The sequence below is a fragment of the Arhodomonas sp. KWT2 genome (assembly GCF_041949875.1).
Classification (GTDB): Bacteria; Pseudomonadota; Gammaproteobacteria; order Nitrococcales; family Nitrococcaceae; genus Arhodomonas; species Arhodomonas aquaeolei.
The window spans coordinates 42,521-61,368 of record NZ_JBHFPQ010000027.1 but is presented as its reverse complement, the minus strand read 5'-3'; the positions used below and the strand labels follow the sequence as shown (position 1 = coordinate 61,368).

Below are 18,848 nucleotides of genomic sequence, written 5' to 3'. Positions count from 1 at the left end.
ACCCCCTCGGTCACCGGACAACCATTACAACCAGCCATGAGTCCTGCCGCCCCGCCGCGAGTCCAGCGGCGGCTGCCGCGGGCACGCGAATGCGCCGGGACGGGGATGGAATACACGGTTCAGCGCCAGTGTACCAGTCCCCACAGGCCCGCCCCTCGCGTGTAGAATCCGCGGTCTGCCCGGCACCACAAGAACCTGAGGACACGAGGAGACGGACCCGCATGGAGATCGGCCAGCGCCACACCGCCCTGCTCGCCGGCTTCATCGGTAACGTCGTCGAGTGGTACGACTTCGCCCTGTACGGCTACATGGCCGGCATCCTCGCCGGACTGTTCTTCCCGGGCGACAACCCCACCGCCTCGCTGATCGCCACCTACGGGGTGTTCGCCGCCGGTTTCATCATGCGGCCGCTGGGCTCCGGGGTATTCGGCTGGCTCGGCGATACCATCGGGCGCAGCCGTACCATGCTGGTGTCGGTGATGATGATGGCGCTGCCGACGCTGCTGCTCGGCTGCCTGCCCACGTTCGAGACTATCGGCCTGTGGGCGCCGGTGCTGCTGGTGCTCGTGCGCATCGTGCAGGGACTGTCCGTGGGCGGCGAGTTCAGCAGCTCCGTGACCTATCTCGTGGAGACCGCCGACCCCGGGCGCCGGGGCTTTGCAGGGAGCTGGGCCAACACCGGCAGCATGTTCGGCATGCTCCTCGGCGCCGGCGTCGCCGCCCTGGTGACCACGGTGCTCGCCCACGAGACGGTGCTGGCCTGGGGCTGGCGGCTGCCGTTCCTGTTCGGCGGCGTGCTCGGCACCGCGGCCATCGTGCTGCGCCGCCGCCTGCCCCGCTCGGAACACTTTCAGCGCCACCACCGCGAGCGCGAGGACACCTCACCGCTGCTGGAGGCGTTCACCGCCAACCGCCGGCAGATGATACAGGCGGTGCTGTTTGCCTCGGCCTACGGAGTGCTCTTCTATCTGCCGCTGGTCTACCTGCCGGAGTGGCTGCACGACCAGACCGGCATGCCCCTCGCCGAGGCGCTGCGCATCAATACCGCGGCGACGGCGCTGCTGCTGGTGCTGATCCCGGTCTCCGGCTGGATCGGCGACCATCTGCTACGGCGCACACACTTCATCACCGCGGCCATGGCGGTGATGACCACCGTTGCCCTGCCACTCTACGGCTGGCTCGCCCGGGACGGCGTCTGGGGCGCCGTCACCGTGCAGTTCACGCTGGTGATCCTGCTCGCCGTCCCCCTCGGCTCCGCACCGGCGATGTTCGTCGAGCTCTTTCCCGCCACCGACCGCCTGTCCGGCTACTCCGTGGCCTACAATCTCGGCCTGGGCGTCGTCGGCGGCGCCACGCCCATGATCGCGACGTGGCTGATCGAGGCCACCGGGCTGGCGAGCGCCCCCGCCGGCTTCCTCGCCGCGGTCTCGCTGGTCGCGCTGGCGGTGATGATCTCCATGCCCGACGGCAGCCGCGAGCCGCTACCCTGACCGGCGCACGGTGAGCGTCAGGCCGTCCGCGGCAACCACCTCGACCGCCGTCCCCGCGGCAATGCACCCCCCGTCCACTGCGCGGGCCCGCCAGCGCTCGCCGCGCACGCTCACCCAGCCGTGCGGTGCGAGCTCGGTGCGCGCCACCGCGCGCTGGCCGGTGAGCGCGGCGCCGCCTGTGGGGGCGTCGTCGCGGAGCGCATGGCGGTAGAGCGGATAGAGCGCGATCTCCTTGATCAGCCACAGTCCCGCCACCACGGCCGCTGTATTCGCGGCGAACCAGCCCGCACGCACGGCGAGCACGAGCAGCACCGCGACCAGCGCGAGCTCCGGGAGCTGGATGAGGGCGTAGCGGAGCGGCAGCGACCGGCGCACCGCAGTACCGTCAGCGATCCGCCTCGCCACTCTCGTGGGCGAGCCGGCCCTGGGCCTCCTCGTAGGACAGCCCCGCGATCCCCGACTGCTCCATCGAACGGCCCAGCGAGTGCGCCAGGGCGAAGGCGAAGGCGCGGCGGTAGAAGGTGAAGCGGCGCTCGTGCACGGGCAGTACGTCGTCCACGGCCTCGACATCGCCCAACTGGCGCTCGAAGGCGGCCCGGCGCTCGGCGAGTTCATTCATGAATGCGTCGTCCGCGGCCACCGCCTCGTCGAGCTCCAGCGTCCAGGTCATGTCCGGCTGCAGCTCGCAGGCGCCGATGAACCGCCCGGTCACCGCCTCGCCCCCGCCCCACTCCTGCGGCGGGATCATGGAGAGCCAGTAACGCTCGGGCTTGCGGTAGAGGTAGTAGCGCTTGCCGGGCACGGGCCGGAAGCGGAAGTCGCTCTCGAGCACGAACAGCGAGGTGAACAGCTCCGTGGACACCTGCTCGATGTGCTTCGGCGGCACCGCCGCCACCGCCGCACGCTGCGCCTCTAGGGTGGCGAGAACCGGCGCCCCGCCCTTGCCCTGGGGATTCGGGTTCTTGCTCATGGGTTCCCGGATTTCAATGAGTTGTCGCCAGACTCCGGGCTTACCTTACGCGAGCCGTTGCGGGCTGTCATGGCCGGCGCACCGGCGACGATGCCGATGCCGGCGAGCACCGCAGCGAGGAACGGCAGGACGCTCAGGTTGAGCGTCGACCAGCCCACCCCGTCCAGCAGCGAGCCGGCGGACAGCGCCGTGAGCGTCACCGTGGCGAAGACGATGAAGTCGTTGCAGGCCTGGGCCCGGCCCTTCTCCGCCTCGGTGTAGGTCTCGGTGAGCAGGGTGGTGCCGCCGATGAACATGAAGTTCCAGCCCACGCCCAGACAGACCAGCGCCGCCCAGTAATGCCACACGCCGGTGCCGCTGACGTTGATGCCCACGCAGACGGCCATCAGTACCACGCCCAGGGCCATCACCTTGAGCAGCCCCAGCCGGCGGATGACCTCGCCGGTGAAGAACGAGGGTACGAACATCGCGAGCACGTGCCACTGGATCACGAAGGCGGTATCCGGAAACAGGTGTGCCTGGGCCCGCATCGCCAGCGGCGTGGCGACCATGACCAGGTTCATCACGCCGTAGCCCACCGCGGCGGTGGCCACGGCGAGCACGAACCGCGGCTGACGGGCGATCGCCGCCAGCCCCCGGCCGCTGTGGCCCCGGGCCCGGGGCGGCGGCAACGGGATCCGCAGCCCGGCGATGGCGAGCAGGCCGACGAGGTAGACACCGCCGAGCACCATGTAGCTGCCGGCGAAGTGCGCACCGAGCAGAGTCCGCGTCCACGCCCCCAGGTTCGGGCCGAGGAAGCCCGCAGCGATACCGCCGGCGAGCACCAGCGAGATCGCCCGGCCCTTGCGCTCCGGCGGGGCCACGTCGGCGGCGGCGAAGCGATAGAACTGCCCGGAGCCGTTGAAGGCGCCGAGCAGCACCGCCGCTACGCAGAACAGCCAGTACTGCCACTCCAGGATCGCGACCGTGGCCAGCGCCACACCGGCGAGCCCCAGGGTCATCCCCGCCATGAAGCCCGCGCGCCGGCCATGGCGCTGCATGAACAGCGACACCGGCACGGTGGCGACGGTCATCGCCAGGAACTGCAATCCCAGGGGCACCGTGGCGAGCACCGGCGAGTCGGCGAGTGCCGAGCCCACCAGCGCCGAGGTGGACACCAGCAGCGACGTGCCCGTCATCAACACGGCCTGGCAGAGCGCGAGCAGCGTGAGGTTGCGGTACGGATGCATGCAGCAGCCTCCTCCGGGCAAATTCAGCGGACGGATTACCAGCCCACGGCTGTCACCACACACCGGCCCCGGGGCGTCTCCGCCCACCTTGCCGGCAGGGCACGGGGGCGTTGTCGCGGGCATTCCCGTGCCAGGCGAACCCGACACGACCACCAACGGGATCGCTGAGGGGGGCAATATCGATAGCCGGTTCGTCATGGTGCGCGAGCGCGTCGGCCGGGGCAACTCGGCCCCCCATTGCACCGCGGGCGCACGGGCGCGAGACTCTCACGCTGGCGGCGGACCACGCCGCCGGAACGGGGAAAGATCACCGAACAAGAACGCGCTCTGGAGACATTCATGGAAACGCTTAGCGAGATGCTGGGTTCCGTAAGCGACTTCGTCTGGGGCCCCGTCATGCTCATCCTGCTGCTGGGCACGGGCCTCTACCTCACCATCGGTCTGCGCGCGATGCCGATCCGGCGCATCGGCTACGGCTTCCGCCAGCTCATGAGCGGCCGCCGCGTCGTGGAGGCGGACAAGGGCGAGATCACGCCGTTCCAGGCCCTGTCCACCGCGCTGTCCGCCACCGTGGGGACCGGCAACATCGGCGGCGTGGCCACAGCGATCGCCGTCGGCGGCCCGGGCGCGGTCTTCTGGATGTGGATCACCGCGCTGGTGGGCATGGCCACGAAGTACGGCGAGGCGGTCCTGGCGGTGAAGTACCGCGAGGTCGACGAGGAGGGCCGCTACGTCGGCGGGCCCATGTACTACATCCGCAACGGCATGGGTGCGAAGTGGGGCTGGCTCGGCGCGCTGTTCGCGCTCTTCGCCATGGTCGCGGCCTTCGGCATCGGCAACACCGTGCAGTCCAACGCGGTGGCCGACGTCATGGAGGCCAATCTCTACGTGCCCACCTGGGTCACCGGGCTGGTGCTCGCGGTGCTGGTCTTCTTCGTGATCATCGGCGGCGTGCGCCGTATCGCCGGCCTCGCCGAGCGGCTGGTGCCGCTGATGGCCGTGGTCTACATACTCGGCGCCCTGGTGGTGATCGTCGTGAACATCCAGGCGGTGCCGGGAGCGCTGGCCCACATCGTCGGCGACGCCTTCACCGGCACGGCGGCCACCGGCGGCTTTGCCGGCGCGGCGGTGATGACGGCGATCCGCTTCGGTGTCGCCCGCGGCATCTTCTCCAACGAGGCCGGCCTCGGTTCGGCCCCCATCGCCCACGCCGCCGCGCGCACCAACGACCCGGTACGCCAGGGCACCGTGGCGATGCTCGGTACCTTCATCGACACCATCATCGTCTGCACCATGACGGCGCTGGTGATCGTGCTCTCCGGTGCCTGGGAGAGCGGCACCAGCGGCGCCGAGCTGACCTCGATCGCCTTCGGCGACGGCGTGCCCGGCGGCAACTGGGTGGTCACCTTCGGGCTGATCATCTTCGCGTTCACCACCATCGTGGCCTGGAGCTACTACGGCGAGCGCTGCGCCGAGTACCTCTTCGGCGTAAAGGCCATCATGCCCTACCGCTACCTCTGGGTGGTGCTGCTGTTCGTCGGCGCGGTGGCCAAGCTCGGCATCGTCTGGCTGATCGCCGACGTGCTCAACGCGCTGATGGCCATCCCCAACCTGATCGCCCTGCTCGCGCTCTCCGGGACGATCTTCGCGGTCACCCGCGACTACTTCGCCCGGGAGGAAAGCGGCCGGTAAGGGCCTTCCGTCCCGCCGGCACGGTGCCGGCGGGACGGGTCTCACAGCAGCCGCGTGCCCGTCGGCACATCGCCGTCGGGCACGCACAGCACGACCTCGCCGTCGTCGTCATGGAAACCGGTGACCAGGCACTCCGAGCGGATCGGGCCGATCTGTTTGGACGGGAAGTTAACCACCGCCACCACCTGCCGCCCGACCAGCGACTCCGGCGTGTAGTGCGCCGTGATCTGGGCACTGGACTTGCGCTGCCCGATCTCCGGGCCGAAGTCCACGTGCAGGATATAGGCGGGCCGCCGCGCCTCGGGGAACGGCTCCGCCGACACCACCCGGCCCACACGCAGCTCCACCTTCATGAAATCGTCGAACGTGATCGTCTCCATCATTCCTCCCCGTCACACTGTTGCTGAGCGCGGCCCCTTGGCGGAGTCTCCCGCGGGGGCACACTATACCCGCCGGCGGCACGCCGTGCCGTCACAACGCCACAGGGAGTCGGCATGATCGAGAGTCAGCAGCTGACCCGGCGCTACGCCGGCGTCACCGCCGTGGAGGACGTGTCCTTCCGCATCGGCCGCGGCGAGGTCGTGGGCCTGCTCGGACGCAACGGGGCGGGCAAGAGCACAGTAATGAAGATGCTTGCCGGCGCCCTCGACCCGAGCGCCGGGCAGGTGGTCATAGGCGGCCACGCGATGGACCGGCACCGGCGGGCGCTGCAGCGCCGTATCGGTTACCTGCCGGAGAACTGCCCCGTCTACCCGGAGATGAGCGTCGCCGACTATCTCGACCAGCGTGCCGCCCTCCAGGGGGTTGCACGCGGTAACCGGCCGGCGGCGCTGCGGCGCGCGCTGGCGAGCACCGACCTCGCCGGGCGCGCCGCCCAGACCATCGCCACCCTGTCCCGGGGGTATCGTCAGCGCGTGGGCGTCGCCGCCGCCATCATCCACGAGCCGGCCGTCGTGATCCTGGACGAGCCCACCAACGGCCTGGACCCCGCCCAGATCCGTGGTATGCGCACGCTCATCCGCACGCTGGCAGAAGATGCAACGGTGCTGGTGTCCACGCACATCCTCCAGGAGGTGCGCGCGGTCTGCGGCCGGGTGCTGCTGCTGCGCCGCGGCCGCGTGGCACTGGACGCCCCCCTGGACAGCCTGGACCGGCCCACGGGACTGGCGCTCACCGTCGACACCGGGGCGGAGAGGCTGCGCGCGGCGCTGGCCGGTCTCGACGGCCTCGGCGAGGTGACGCCGCTGCCGGCACCGGAGGGCCTGCACCGCTTCGCCATCGACAGCGGGACCCCCGGCGCCCTCGCCCCGGCCCTCGCCCGCCGACTGCACGAGCACGCCATTGGCCTGCACGCCATGGAACCCCGGCGCCAGGACCTGGAGGCGATGTTCGCCGAGACGGAGAACGAGGCCTGACATGCGTGGAATCCGGCAGATCTTCCGACGCGAGGCGGGGCTGCTCTTCGGGGCCTCCGCCGCCTACCTGTTCATCGGCGCGTTCCTCGCCGTCAGCCTGTTCGTGGTCTTCTGGGTCGAGGCCTTCTTCGCCCGGGGCATCGCCGACCTCCGGCCACTGTTCGAGTGGATGCCGCTGCTGCTGATCGCGCTGGTCGCCGCGGTGACCATGCGCGCGTGGAGTGAGGAGCGCCGCGCGGGGACCATGGAGGTCCTGCTCGGCACCCCGGTGGCGAGTCCGGCACTGGTCGCCGGCAAGTTCCTGGCAGCGCTGCTGCTGGTCGCCACCGCGCTGGCGCTGACCCTGCCGCTGGCGGTGACGGTGGCATGGCTCGGCCCCCTGGACCCGGGGCCGGTTATCGGCGGCTACGTCGCCACCCTGGCCCTGGCCGCCGCCTACCTCGCCATGGGGCTGTTCGTCTCGGCACGCACCGACAACCCGATGGTCGCGCTGATCGCCACCGTGCTGCTCACCGGCGGCTTCTACCTCGTCGGCAGCGACTGGCTGACCGCCCTGTTCCCCGCGCCGACCGCCGCCGCCATGCGACTGATCGGCACGGGCGCGCGGTTCGAGGCCATCAGCCGGGGCGTGCTTGACCTGCGTGACCTCTACTACTACCTCAGCCTCACCGCCACCTTCCTGGCGCTGAACGTCCTCGGCATCGAGCGGCTGCGCTGGGCCGGGGCCGGCGGTTCCCGGCGCCGGGCCGGGGCGTGGTACGCGGTCACCGCGCTGATCGCCGCCAACTGCCTGATCGCCAACGCCTGGCTGCAGCCCGTCGCCACCGCGCGGGCGGACCTCACCGCGGGGCATCGCTACACCCTCTCCGCGGCGAGCCGCGACCAGCTCGCGGGCCTCGACGGACCGCTGGTGATCCGCGGCTACTTCAGCGGCCGGACCCACCCGCTGCTCGCGCCCCTGGTTCCGCAGCTCCGCGACCTCCTCGACGAGTACGCCCGCGCCGGCGACGTGCGGGTCAGTGTCGACACCGTGGACCCGCAGACAAACGCGTCCCTCGCCCGGCGCATCCGCGAGGACTATGGCATCGAGCCGGTGTCGCTCAAGAGCGCGAATCGCTACGAGTCCTCGGTGGTGAGCGCCTACTTCCACGTGCTCGTGCGCTACGGCGGCGAGCACGTGGTCCTCGACTACCACGACCTGGTGGCGATCAAGGGCGGGCGCGGCGGCGATGTGCGCGTGACCCTGCGCAACCCGGAGTACGCACTGACCTCGGCGATCCGCAAGGTCCGACGGCGGGCCCGCCACAACGGCAATCCCTTCACCGGACTCGACGCGCCGGTCACTTTCCACGGCTATGTCTCGCCGGCGGCCGGATTGCCCGGCCCCCTGGCGACGCTGCGGGGGTCGCTCGAGGATATCCTCGCGGACCTGCGCAGGCGCTCGGACGGACGGCTGCGCGTGTCCTTCGACAATCCGCAGGCCGGCGACGGCACCCTCGCCCGCCGCCTCCGGGACGAGTACGGCTTCCGCGCGATGACCACCCGGGCCAACCGCGACAACAGCTTCTATTTCTACATGGTCCTGGAGCAGAACGGGCGCACGGTCACCGTCGACCTGCCCCGGGACCTCGAGCCCGACACCCTGCGCAAGGCGATCGAGTCCGGCATCCGGCGCTTCGACGCGCGCCAGCAGCGCACCATCGCCGTCTACCGGCCGCCCAGGGGCCTGCGCGCGCGCCTCGGTACCGGCGGGCGGACCTACCGCACCCTGCTCCAGCGCCTGGAGCAGCACGCCACGGTCGCACGCACGGACCTGCGCGACGGTCGCGTGCCCACCGGCACCGATCTGCTGCTGGTGCTCTCCCCGCGGGGCCTGGACGAACGCCAGCGCTTCGCCATCGACCAGTTCCTGATGACCGGCGGTACGGTGATCGTCGCCGGCTCGCGCCGCCCGGTACTGGTCAGCGCCAAGGACGGACTGAGCGTGCAGCCCGGCGACACCGGTCTGGCGGCGTGGCTGGCGCACAACGGCGTGTCCGTCAGCGACCGTTTCGTCCTCGACCCGCAGAGCGGCTCACTCACCCTGCCCTCGCGCCGCAACGGCGAGGTGAGCATGCGGACCATGGACTACCCCCTGTTCGTCGACGTGCGCGGCGACGGGCTCGCCGACGTGCCGGCGCTGGGCAACCTCCGACAGGTCACCATGGCCTGGAGCGCACCGGTCCACGTGGACACGGCGAAGGCCCGCGGACTCTCCGTCACACCGCTGGTACAGAGCTCCTCACGGGCATGGACCAGCGGCGAGCGCGCGCTGCTGCCGGACTACGACGCCCACCCGCTGCTCGGCTTCCCCCAGCCCCGGGACCGCGGCCGGCGCACCCTCGGGATCATGCTGCAGGGACGCTTCACCTCCGCCTTCGACGATCCTCCCGCCCCGGGGCCGGACGACAACGGCGCGGCCGGGGCCACACCGCTGATCGACCACTCACCGGCGGGCACGCGGCTGGTCGTGTTCGGCGGAAGCAATTTCCTCACCGACTCCGCACTGGACATCATGGCGCGGAGCATGGAGACCCAGTACCTGCAGCCGGTGACGATGGCGCAGAACCTGGTCGAGGCCTCGCTGGCGGACCCGGCGCTGATCGCCCTGCGCGGGCGCAACCGCTTCTCGCGGCTGCTCCGGCCGATGAGCGACGAGACCCGCCGGCTAGTGGAGTACGGCAACTACGCGGCCGCGCTGGCCGGCCTGCTGCTGGTGCTCGTCGTCCAGCGCGCCGCGGCCTGGCGCCGGCGCCGCCGCCTGCGCCGGATACTCACGGAGGAGGGATAACGATGCGCCGCCTGATCCTCGCGCTCGCCGCGCTGCTCGCCGTCCAGATCGCCGTGACCGCCGCCGTCCGGGCCACCGCCCCGACGGCGGCGACGCCGATCGCCCCGGACCCGCCCACCGACACGGAATAACGCCGGGGTCAGCCGCGGTCGGCGAGCCCGTCCGGCAAGGCCGCCACCCGCCGCATCTCCGCGGTGTCGAGCACCGCCGGCTCCGCGAGGTAGGCCAGCGCGAAATCCATGCCGTCGTTGCCCCAGAACAGCTCGTCGCCCACCGCCAGTGTGGGCACGCCGAAGACACCGCGCTCGATGGCGGCCGCGGTCTCACTCCGCAGCCGGGCACGCACGGACGCCTCGCCGGCCGCGTCCACCGACACCCCGAGCCGCTCGGCGGCCCCGGCCACGGCCGCCTCCGTGCGCGGATCGACACCGGTGGTCCAGAGGTACTCGAAGACGTGATGGACCACCCGGCGTCCGCACCCGGCGGCGACGGCCAGGCGCAGGTAGGGCACCGGGTTGAACGGGTGCGCCGCCGGGAAACGCAGCGGTATGCCGTGGGTCTGGGCGTAGCGCACGCACACCCGGTAGGTCCACAGCCGCTTGCCCGGGATCTCCGCCGGCCCCTTCTGCCCCCAGTGCGAGAGGACGGCGCCGAGCACCACCGGGTGCAGCGCCGGCTCCGAGGGCAGCGCGTCCAGGCGCTGCAGCGCGAACCAGGAGAACGGCGAGACGACATCGAAGTACCAGTCCAGTGCGGTATCCATCGGCCCCTCCCGGTTGCGGCTGTTCACGTTCGGGCGCTTTACCCCGCCCCACCGCGAGTGTAGCGTCAGCGCCGCAGCCGTGCGTCGCCACCACCGGGAGTGCCATTGACCACACTGATGCTGTGGAGCGCCGTCGCCCTGATCGCCACCGGCGTGATCTGGAAGGGCAGCGGCCTGCTGGAGCGCGCCGCCGAGCGGCTGTCCGCCTACTACGAGCTGCCGGAGATCGTCCAGGGCGCCATCGTCGTGGCCATCGGCTCGAGCTTCCCGGAGCTCTCCACCACCGTGATCGCCACGCTCGTGCACGGCGAGTTCGAGCTGGGTGTCTCCGCCATCGTCGGCTCGGCGCTGTTCAACATCCTGGTCATCCCCGCCGTCTGCGGCCTCTCGGGCCGGCACCAGCTCCACGCGAACCGCGACCTCGTCTACAAGGAGGCGCAGTTCTACATGATCGCCGTCGCGGTGCTGACCCTGAGCTTCTCCTTCGCGGTCATCTATCACCCGGTGGCAACCACCGCCGGCGCCATCAGCGGCTCGATGACGCGCGGCCTCGCGCTGATCCCCCTCGCCGTGTATGCCCTCTACGTCTTCGTGCAGTACCAAGACACCCTGGAGTACAGCTCGGAGGTGGACGCCTCGCACATCCGCCCCGGCCGCGAGTGGGCACTGCTCGGGGTGTCGCTCGCGATCACGGTCGCCGGCGTGGAGGCGCTGGTGCGGGCGGCGCTGCACTTCGGGGAGTACTTCGGCACGCCGAGCTTCCTGTGGGGCATGACCGTGGTCGCCGCCGGCACCTCCGTGCCGGACGCCTTCGTCTCCGTGCGCGCCGCCCGCGCCGGGCGCGGGGTGACCAGCATCGCCAACGTGCTCGGCAGCAACATCTTCGACCTGCTGGTGTGCATCCCCGCCGGAATCCTGCTCGGCGGCGCGGCGGTGATCAATTTCTCCGTCGCCGCGCCGCTGATGGGCCTGCTGACCGGGGCGACGGTGCTGCTGTTCCTGCTCATGCGTACCCGCATGGTCTTGAGCCGCCACGAGTCGGTGGCCCTGCTCGGGGCCTACACCGCCCTGCTGGTCTGGATCACGCTGGAGAGTTTCGGCACGATCGACCTGGTACCAAGCCTGCCCCCGGCGGCGCCGGCCTGACCCTCACAGCCAGGGGGGGCGCCGCGGACGCGATAAACAGCCCAACGAGCCCGGCAGGCAACACCGTGGAGGCCGGGCCGAGCCCCGTCGTCCGCGATTTGCACGGCGCTCGGCGGACACCGTCGCTGAGCGGCGGCGGCGACGGGATGCCCGACGGGCATCCGGCCCTCGCGGCCCGGGCCGCCCGCCGCGGCGGGCGCTGCCCCCCGGCGAGGGCGAGGCGGTCACCGAGGCCCTGCCACCACCCGGCCTCTTTCCCCGCTGGACCACCACAGCCGGCGGGCCTACCCTGTCCGCTGCGGGTGGGGGCAACCCGCGGAGATACTCCGCAAGGCACGGGGATGCCGCTGGTTCGGCAACGGCGTGTCGCACGACACTAAAATCCGCCCGGAGATATTGTCGTGTGCCAGTGCGCCGGACCGGTTCGGGGCAGGACGCGTTCGCGCCAGCGTGGCGGGACTCACGTCAGGCGGACCACTCCGACGCTCCCCGTGGGACAGCGCACCGCCGGGGCCGCGTTGCCCGCCACTCCCGTAGCCTGGCTACACCGCGCGACCCGCGCCGTGCCGCGCCGGCACACAGCCCGGCTGACGCAGGACGACACCTTCGAGAAGATGGGTTAAAGGCGCTGCGGTGCACACAACACGACACAATCGATTCCCCTGGCGCTTCGCCGCGGTGATTGCCGGTGGCTATCTCGTCTTCGGGCTGCTGTGGATACTGATATCGGACCGGCTGCTGGCTCTCATAGCGCCCGGCGAGGCCGTCCTGTTGGAGTGGCAGACGTACAAGGGCATGGCGTTCGTGGTGCTGAGCGCGGTGGTCATCGCCGCATTGGCGCTGGCCGAAGCACGCCGTGCACGCCGGGTGGACGTCTTCTGGCACGGAATCATCGACGGCGCCCGGGAGGGCTTCTGGCTGGTCGACGCCAACGGCCGCACCGTCGAGGTCAACCGCACCCTGGCCGAACGGCTGGGCTACGCCCGCGAGACAATGCAGGGACGCCTGCCGTTCGAGTTCGCCGACACCGCCAGCCGGGCCGATTTCCAGCGCCAGGTGGGTCACGACGGCATCCCGGGCCTGCGGCACCGGGATGCCGCACCACGCCGCTACGAGGTCACGCTGCTGACCCGCGACGGCGAACGCGTGCCGTCACTGTTCCATGCCACCAGCCTGTACGACGAGCATGACCACCTGAACAGCTCCTACGCGTTCGTCACCGACCTGACCGAGCTGCGTACCCGAGAGCGTGAGCTCGAACTCACCCGGTATGCGCTGGAGCACAGCTTCGATGCCATCCTGCGGGTCGCGCCCGACGCCCGGATCATCGACGCCAACCAAGCCGCCTGCACCATGTTCGGCTACCCCCGCGACGAGCTTCTCACTCTGGGGGTTCCGGACATCAACACAGAGTTCACGCCGGAGAACTGGGCTGTGCACTGGGCGGAGGTCCGCGACCAGGGGAGCATGCGGATCGAGACGCGCAACCTCGCCCGGGACGGCACGACCCGGCCGGTGGAGGTGGGCATCAGCATGCTCACCTACAACGGCGAGACCTTCATGATCTCCGTGATCCGGGACCTCACCGAACGCAAACGGGGCGAGGCCCAGTTGCGGCGCACCAACCGCGCACTGCGCTCGCTGAGCCGGGCCAACACCGCGCTGATCCACGCCGGGGACGTGGACGGCCTGCTGACCGGCGTGTGCCGGGCGCTGACCGACACCGGCGGCGGCTATCCGCTGGCCTGGGTCGGATGGATCACGGAGGACGACAGCCGCAACGTGCGCGCGGTCGCATCCTCCGGCGAGGGTGCGGGCTATCTCCAGGCCATCCGCGTGAGCTGGGCCGAGGACGACCCCCACGGCCAGGGCCCCGCCGGCAACGCCATCCGCACCGGCGAGATCCAGCGCGTCAACGATATTGAGCAGGACCCCGGCTTCCGGCCCTGGCGCGAGGCGGCAAGGTCCCACGGCCTGCGTGCCCTCATCACCGTGCCGATCCTCCTCGATGAGCATCCCCGCGGCGTGCTCAGCGTCTACGCGGACATGACCAACGCATTCGGCGACGCCGAGGCGAACCTGCTGCGCGAGCTCGCCGACGACATCGCCTTCGGCGTGGAGGCGTTGCGCATCCGGGCCGAACACGAGCGCCAGCTCTCCGAGCTGCGCCTCGCCGCCACGGTATTCGAGCACAGCGCCGAGGGCATCGTGGTCACCGACCCGCAGCAGCGCATCGTCGCGGTGAACCAGGCCTTCACCCGGATCACCGGCTACCCGGAATCCGAGGCCCTCGGCGAGACGCCGACCCTCCTGCACTCCGGCGTTCAGGACGACGGGTTCTACCGCAACATGTGGAGCGAGCTTACCGCTCGCGGCGTCTGGCAGGGACAGATCTGGAATCGCCGCCGCAACGGCGAGACCTATCCGGAGTGGCTCACGATCACGGAAGTGCGCGGCGATGACGGCACCCTGGAGAACTATGTCGCGGTATTCGCCGACATCACCGAGGCCCACCAGGCGCAGGAGGAACTGACCTACCGTACCTACCACGACCACCTGACCGGCCTGCCGAACCGTGCCTTCTTCCGCGAGCGCCTGGAGCACGCGCTGGCCACCACGAGCCGCCGTGGCCGGACGCTCGCCGTGGTCCTGCTGGACCTGGAGGGCTTCGGCGCAATCAACGACAGCCTGGGACCGGAGGCCGGCGACACCGTGCTGCGGCAGGCCGCGGAACGGCTCGGCGCCCACCTGGACGCCGACGACACCCTGTCGCGGCCCGGCGGCGACGAGTTCTGGATACTCCTGGAGACCCTCGGCCCGCGCCATCAGGCCGACCACCAGCTCCAGCGACTGATCGACGCCCTCGCCGACCCGCTCACCGTGTCCGGCCAGACCCTGCGTCTGGCGGCGAGCGTGGGCGTCGCACTCGCCCCCACGGACGGCAGGACCACCGACGAGCTGCTGACCCGCGCGGCCACCGCCCTGCACCGGGCGCAGCAGTCCGGACGCGGGCGCATCGAGTACTTCCAGGCCGATATGCACGAGCAGGTCCAGCGCCGCGTCCGGCTGGAGGAGGCCCTCAAGGTCGCCATCGACGCCGGCGAGCTGCGGCTGTGGTATCAGCCCCAGGTCGACCTCGACAGCGGGGAGACGGTAGCCGTGGAGGCGCTGGTGCGCTGGCAGCACCCGGAATGGGGACTCGTTCCGCCAGCGGAGTTCATCCCCCTCGCGGAGGAGACCGGACTGGTGGTACCGCTGGGGGAGTGGGTTCTCCACCAGGCCATCGCCCAGTGCGCCGAGTGGCGGCACCGCGGATTGCCGTTACAGCGGATCGGCGTAAACGTCGCCGCCGCCCAGCTCCAGGCCGCGGACTGGCCCGACCGGGTCGCCGCCGCTCTCGACCATGGCGGCCTGGCCCCGGAGAACCTGGAGCTGGAGATCACGGAGCAGGGCTTTCTGGCGGACGTCGGTGCGACGATGGCCAATATCGACCGTCTCGTCGACATGGGCATCCGGCTCGCCATCGACGACTTCGGCACGGGCTACAGCTCGCTCGCCTACCTCAAACGCGTCCGTGCACGCACCCTCAAGATCGACAAGGCGTTTATCCGCGGGCTGCCCGACGACGAGCACGACCGCTCCATCGTCAAGGCGATCCTCGCGGTGGCGCAGGCCATGGACATGGACGTGCTTCCGGAGGGGGTGGAGACGACGGCGCAGGCAGAATGGCTCCATGCCCACGGCGTGCACCGCGTCCAGGGCTTCCTCTACGGCCGGCCCCAGCCCGCCGGGGCGCTGGAAGACAGCCTGGCGACGCGCCACTGAGCCCCGTATGGACCGAGCGGGTCATCAGTACCGCCCCCGAAACCAGGGCCGGCCCGATCAGTACCCCGGCTCGGTCTCGAGGATCCGCTTCGCGAGCGCGGCGGCATCGTCCACCACCCGGTCGACATCCGCGGGGCTGTCCGCGAACGCGAGTATGTAGGCGGTCAGCGGTGGCGTGCGTAACACGCGGCACAGATCCTCCACCTTGACCACCGTAGGCTGCTTGCGCCCCCGCTCGAGCTCGCTGATGTAAGAACGCGAGATCGCCGGGGCCATACTGTCCTGGGCAACGCCCCGGAACTGCCTCACGCGCCGAACGGCCTTGCCGTAAGCCCCACGTCCCATCGTCCCTGTCCTATTGATTGCGGGAAATGACGAAGGACAGCACAATCACGCGGACAGTGACGACCCTTCATCGAACGTCATTCAAAAGAATGCAACATCATTCACGCGACAGTCGCAGGACCGGATCACGACAAATGGCCCCACCGATCATGCCCCCAGCGGGGTACCACTGGTGATGCCGGCGGCGCCCGGTCCGCACCAATGGCCGACACGGCGCTCTTCAGCGCCGGCGGCGGCCCTGGTGATACTGTTCGCCCTGGGTGCCGCGCTGCTCTATTCGGCAGACGGGGCGGCCGCCACCGCCAGTCACTTCCTCTACGTCCCCGTGATCGTGGCCGCCAGCATTTACGGCCCGGCAGGCGGCATCGCCGCCGGCGTCGTGTGCGCGCTGCTCGCGGGCCCGGCCCTCAGCGCGGCGCTCGCTGGGGCCGTGACCGCGGCAGCGGCACTCTCGTGGGGCAGCGCAGGGACCGGCTACGTCACGGTCGGCGCGGTCACCGGGATGGCATTCCGGATCATGGGCCGGCAGACGCAGGAGCTGACGCGGCTGCGTTTCACCGATGCGGCAACCGAGCTCCCCAATATCAGCGCCGCACGCGCCTATCTGCGGGGAACGAACATGCTCGGCCTCCCCGCCGGGCCCGGTACCTACACGGTGCTCAGCATCCGCATCCTCAACCACGAGAAGCTCGTGGAGACCTTCGGCCAGGGACACGTCCGTCAGCTCGTCCAGCGCTTCGCCGGCCTGCTGCGCGACCGCCTCGGCGACGAGACCTTCGTCGCCCGCAGCGCGCCGGACCGACTTGCGCTGATTCATCCCCGCGGCCAGGACGATGCCGAACGCCTCCTGCCGGTGATCGACGGGATCGCCAGCCACCCGGTGGACGTCAGCGGCGTCCCGCTGTTCCTGGACATAGCGACCGGCCTGGCCTGCTCGGAGTCGCCCGACGACGACCCGGAGGAGATGATCGCGCGGGCCGACGTGGCCACCACCCGCGCCGCTGGCGCCGGCCGCGACACGGCCGTCTACGACGGGCGCCGGGAAAGCGACCACCGCCGTGGGCTGAAGCTGCTCGGCGAGGTGGACCGGGCCCTGGCGGAGGGCCAGTTCCATCTCGTCTACCAGCCCAAGCTGGATCTCGCCACCGGCCGGCTGCTGGGCGCGGAGGCGCTGGCCCGCTGGCATCACCCGGAGCACGGCCCGCTCAGCCCGGGGGCGTTCATCCCCCTGCTGGAGCAGACCCGGCTGGTGGACCCGTTCGCGCGCTGGAGCGTGCAAACCGCGATTGATCAGGCTCTCGCCTGGCGCCACGCGGGTCTGTGGGTACCGGTGGCCGTCAACGTCGCCGCCCGCAACCTGCACAGCGACACGCTGCTGGATTTCGTCGACCGCACGCTCGACGGGCGCGGCATCGACGCGGCGCTCCTGGAGCTGGAAATCACCGAGACCGCCCTGCTGAACATCGGCGCCCCACGGCTACGCCAGCTGGAACGGCTTCGCGACCGGGGCGTGGGCATCTCCGTGGACGATTTCGGCACCGGCTACGCCTCGCTGACCTACATCCGCGACCTGCCGGTAACCGCGGTCAAGCTGGACCGCTCCTTCATCCATGCCCTGCCGGAACGCCCCCGCGACCGCGCGCTCGTGTACCGGGTGATTCAGATGGCCCACGACCTGGGCCAGCGCGTGATCGGCGAGGGAGTGGAAGACGCGGCGACGCTGCAGAGCCTGCAGGCGCTCGGCTGCGACGCCGCCCAGGGGTTCCACATCGCCCGGCCGGCGGCCCCGGCGGACGCCCGCCGGCTGCTGGCGGCGCCGGCCTGGTCGCCCCCTGCCGGAAGCGGGGCGGCATAACGCGGCCCCGCAGCCGCCGTGTCAGCGGGCGTTGCGTGCGGCCCGGCCGCCGCGCGGCGCGGCGTCGCTGCGCCGCCGCCCGCCGCCGCCGGAACGCCGGCGACCGCCCGAGGGCTTCTTGAACAAGGGCTCCGGCTTCTCCGAGGGATCCGGCTCGAAGCCGGACACCGTGTGCCGGCGGATATCGTCACCGAGCAGCCGCTCTATCCCCTTGAGCAGCTTGAGCTCGTCGACGCAGACCAGCGAGACCGCCTCGCCGCCGTTACCCGCCCGGCCGGTGCGGCCGATGCGGTGGACGTAATCCTCCGGGACGTTGGGCAGGTCGAAATTCACCACGTGGGGGAGCTGGTCGATATCCAGGCCACGGGCGGCAATGTCTGTGGCTATCAGCAGGCGCACGCGGCCCTGCTTGAATCCGTCCAGGGCCCGGGTGCGCGCCCCCTGGCTCTTGTTGCCATGGATCGCCGCGGCGGTGAGGCCCTCGCGGTCGAGCTGCTTGGCAAGCCGGTCGGCACCGTGCTTGGTACGGGTGAACACGAGCACCTGACGCCAGTCGCCCTCGCGGACCAGATGGCTGAGCAGCGAGCGCTTCTCCCCCCGGCTCACCGGGTGGACGGTCTGGCTGACGGTCTCCGCGGCAGTATTGCGCGGCGCCACGTCGATACGGGTCGGCGAGCGCAGCATGCCCTGGGCGAGCCGGCCGATCTCCTCGGAGAACGTGGCGGAGAACAGCAGCGTCTGGCGTTCCGCGGGCAGGGCGCGGATGACCCGGCGGATATCGTGGATGAAGCCCATGTCGAGCATGCGGTCGGCCTCGTCCAGGATCAGCGTCTCCACTTGGGAGAGGTCCACGTTGCCCTGCCCCAGGTGATCGAGAAGCCGGCCCGGCGTCGCCACGAGGATGTCCACGCCCCGGCGCAGCGCCTGGACCTGGGGATTCATGCCCACGCCGCCAAAGATGACCGCGGAGGTCAGCGGCAGGTGTTGGCCGTAGGTGGTCACGCTCTTCTCGACCTGGGCGGCCAGCTCGCGGGTGGGCGTGACGATGAGCGCGCGCACGGCGCGGCGGCGGCCCTCGGTGCGCGTGCGCATGAGCCGCTCGAGCAGCGGCAGGGTGAAACCGGCGGTCTTGCCGGTGCCCGTCTGGGCGGCGGCCATGACGTCACCGCCGCCGAGGATGGCCGGTACGGCCTGCGCCTGCACGGGCGTGGGGGTGTCGTAGCCCTGCTCACGCACGGCACGAAGCAGCGCGGCCGAGAGGCCGAGATCATCGAATGACATGTTCTGG

Annotated in this window: 15 protein-coding genes; 8 read left to right on the top strand and 7 right to left on the bottom strand. The window is 70.9% G+C overall.

Annotated features, from left to right (window positions below):
• Positions 1-221 precede the first annotated feature (221 nt).
• Positions 222-1,490 carry an MFS transporter gene (locus ACEZHJ_RS02790; protein ID WP_375036211.1) on the top strand — a complete coding sequence of 423 codons (1,269 nt, stop codon included), beginning with the start codon at positions 222-224 and terminating at the stop codon, positions 1,488-1,490.
• Here the strand turns inward: ACEZHJ_RS02790 and ACEZHJ_RS02785 are convergent.
• Genes ACEZHJ_RS02785 through ACEZHJ_RS02775 form a run of 3 tightly spaced genes read right to left on the bottom strand, consistent with a single transcriptional unit; the run spans position 1,482 to position 3,689 of the window.
• A complete protein-coding gene (locus tag ACEZHJ_RS02785) occupies positions 1,482-1,895 on the bottom strand; it encodes an NfeD family protein (RefSeq protein ID WP_084594132.1) in 414 nt (137 codons plus the stop codon). The genes ACEZHJ_RS02790 and ACEZHJ_RS02785 overlap by 9 nt on opposite strands.
• Positions 1,876-2,460, bottom strand: coding sequence for a DUF2452 domain-containing protein (locus ACEZHJ_RS02780; protein WP_018717895.1), 585 nt, complete (start codon positions 2,458-2,460; stop codon positions 1,876-1,878). The genes ACEZHJ_RS02785 and ACEZHJ_RS02780 overlap by 20 nt, the downstream gene beginning before the upstream one ends.
• On the bottom strand, positions 2,457-3,689 hold the full coding sequence (locus tag ACEZHJ_RS02775; RefSeq protein WP_375036210.1) for an MFS transporter: 1,233 nt from the start codon (positions 3,687-3,689) through the stop codon (positions 2,457-2,459). The genes ACEZHJ_RS02780 and ACEZHJ_RS02775 overlap by 4 nt, the downstream gene beginning before the upstream one ends.
• A gap of 339 nt (positions 3,690-4,028) precedes the next feature.
• Between ACEZHJ_RS02775 and ACEZHJ_RS02770 the strand changes: the two genes are divergently transcribed.
• Complete coding sequence (locus tag ACEZHJ_RS02770; protein WP_375036209.1) at positions 4,029-5,381, top strand: sodium:alanine symporter family protein; 1,353 nt, start codon at positions 4,029-4,031, stop codon at positions 5,379-5,381.
• 41 nt (positions 5,382-5,422) lie between these two features.
• Here ACEZHJ_RS02770 and ACEZHJ_RS02765 read toward each other — a convergent pair whose 3' ends face one another.
• Positions 5,423-5,761: a tRNA-binding protein gene (locus ACEZHJ_RS02765; RefSeq protein WP_163140690.1), complete on the bottom strand. Its 339-nt coding sequence runs from the start codon at positions 5,759-5,761 to the stop codon at positions 5,423-5,425.
• A 114-nt stretch (positions 5,762-5,875) separates the two neighbouring features.
• Between ACEZHJ_RS02765 and ACEZHJ_RS02760 the strand changes: the two genes are divergently transcribed.
• The 3 genes from ACEZHJ_RS02760 to ACEZHJ_RS02750 are packed head-to-tail and all read left to right on the top strand — an operon-like array spanning position 5,876 to position 9,757.
• On the top strand, positions 5,876-6,796 hold the full coding sequence (locus tag ACEZHJ_RS02760; RefSeq protein ID WP_163140692.1) for an ABC transporter ATP-binding protein: 921 nt from the start codon (positions 5,876-5,878) through the stop codon (positions 6,794-6,796).
• Between the two features lies 1 nt (position 6,797).
• Positions 6,798-9,626 carry a Gldg family protein gene (locus tag ACEZHJ_RS02755; RefSeq protein WP_018717890.1) on the top strand — a complete coding sequence of 943 codons (2,829 nt, stop codon included), beginning with the start codon at positions 6,798-6,800 and terminating at the stop codon, positions 9,624-9,626.
• Positions 9,627-9,628: 2 nt separating this feature from the next.
• Positions 9,629-9,757, top strand: a complete 129-nt coding sequence (locus ACEZHJ_RS02750; protein WP_018717889.1) for a hypothetical protein — start codon at positions 9,629-9,631, stop codon at positions 9,755-9,757.
• Between the two features lie 8 nt (positions 9,758-9,765).
• On the opposite strand, the gene ACEZHJ_RS02745 is transcribed toward ACEZHJ_RS02750, so the two are convergent.
• Positions 9,766-10,389 carry a 2-hydroxychromene-2-carboxylate isomerase gene (locus tag ACEZHJ_RS02745; RefSeq protein WP_163140694.1) on the bottom strand — a complete coding sequence of 208 codons (624 nt, stop codon included), beginning with the start codon at positions 10,387-10,389 and terminating at the stop codon, positions 9,766-9,768.
• A gap of 105 nt (positions 10,390-10,494) precedes the next feature.
• Here ACEZHJ_RS02745 and ACEZHJ_RS02740 point away from each other — a divergent pair, with 105 nt between their 5' ends.
• Together ACEZHJ_RS02740 and ACEZHJ_RS02735 are read left to right on the top strand one after the other, a co-directional pair.
• Positions 10,495-11,535, top strand: a complete 1,041-nt coding sequence (locus ACEZHJ_RS02740; protein ID WP_205599841.1) for a sodium:calcium antiporter — start codon at positions 10,495-10,497, stop codon at positions 11,533-11,535.
• 633 nt (positions 11,536-12,168) lie between these two features.
• Positions 12,169-15,360 carry an EAL domain-containing protein gene (locus ACEZHJ_RS02735; RefSeq protein WP_163140698.1) on the top strand — a complete coding sequence of 1,064 codons (3,192 nt, stop codon included), beginning with the start codon at positions 12,169-12,171 and terminating at the stop codon, positions 15,358-15,360.
• 57 nt (positions 15,361-15,417) lie between these two features.
• On the opposite strand, the gene ACEZHJ_RS02730 is transcribed toward ACEZHJ_RS02735, so the two are convergent.
• Positions 15,418-15,705, bottom strand: coding sequence for a helix-turn-helix domain-containing protein (locus tag ACEZHJ_RS02730; RefSeq protein WP_375036208.1), 288 nt, complete (start codon positions 15,703-15,705; stop codon positions 15,418-15,420).
• 241 nt (positions 15,706-15,946) lie between these two features.
• Here ACEZHJ_RS02730 and ACEZHJ_RS02725 point away from each other — a divergent pair, with 241 nt between their 5' ends.
• Positions 15,947-17,560 carry a bifunctional diguanylate cyclase/phosphodiesterase gene (locus ACEZHJ_RS02725; RefSeq protein ID WP_163141947.1) on the top strand — a complete coding sequence of 538 codons (1,614 nt, stop codon included), beginning with the start codon at positions 15,947-15,949 and terminating at the stop codon, positions 17,558-17,560.
• A gap of 21 nt (positions 17,561-17,581) precedes the next feature.
• On the opposite strand, the gene ACEZHJ_RS02720 is transcribed toward ACEZHJ_RS02725, so the two are convergent.
• Positions 17,582-18,841, bottom strand: coding sequence for a DEAD/DEAH box helicase (locus ACEZHJ_RS02720; RefSeq protein ID WP_163141950.1), 1,260 nt, complete (start codon positions 18,839-18,841; stop codon positions 17,582-17,584).
• Positions 18,842-18,848 lie beyond the last annotated feature (7 nt).

Coding starts and splice junctions, on each gene's coding strand:
- ACEZHJ_RS02790 (WP_375036211.1), top strand. CDS start 222: ATGGAGATCGGCCAGCGCCACACCGCCCTGCTCGCCGGCTTCATCGGT.
- ACEZHJ_RS02780 (WP_018717895.1), bottom strand. CDS start 2,460: ATGAGCAAGAACCCGAATCCCCAGGGCAAGGGCGGGGCGCCGGTTCTC.
- ACEZHJ_RS02775 (WP_375036210.1), bottom strand. CDS start 3,689: ATGCATCCGTACCGCAACCTCACGCTGCTCGCGCTCTGCCAGGCCGTG.
- ACEZHJ_RS02770 (WP_375036209.1), top strand. CDS start 4,029: ATGGAAACGCTTAGCGAGATGCTGGGTTCCGTAAGCGACTTCGTCTGG.
- ACEZHJ_RS02765 (WP_163140690.1), bottom strand. CDS start 5,761: ATGGAGACGATCACGTTCGACGATTTCATGAAGGTGGAGCTGCGTGTG.
- ACEZHJ_RS02760 (WP_163140692.1), top strand. CDS start 5,876: ATGATCGAGAGTCAGCAGCTGACCCGGCGCTACGCCGGCGTCACCGCC.
- ACEZHJ_RS02755 (WP_018717890.1), top strand. CDS start 6,798: ATGCGTGGAATCCGGCAGATCTTCCGACGCGAGGCGGGGCTGCTCTTC.
- ACEZHJ_RS02750 (WP_018717889.1), top strand. CDS start 9,629: ATGCGCCGCCTGATCCTCGCGCTCGCCGCGCTGCTCGCCGTCCAGATC.
- ACEZHJ_RS02745 (WP_163140694.1), bottom strand. CDS start 10,389: ATGGATACCGCACTGGACTGGTACTTCGATGTCGTCTCGCCGTTCTCC.
- ACEZHJ_RS02730 (WP_375036208.1), bottom strand. CDS start 15,705: ATGGGACGTGGGGCTTACGGCAAGGCCGTTCGGCGCGTGAGGCAGTTC.
- ACEZHJ_RS02720 (WP_163141950.1), bottom strand. CDS start 18,841: ATGTCATTCGATGATCTCGGCCTCTCGGCCGCGCTGCTTCGTGCCGTG.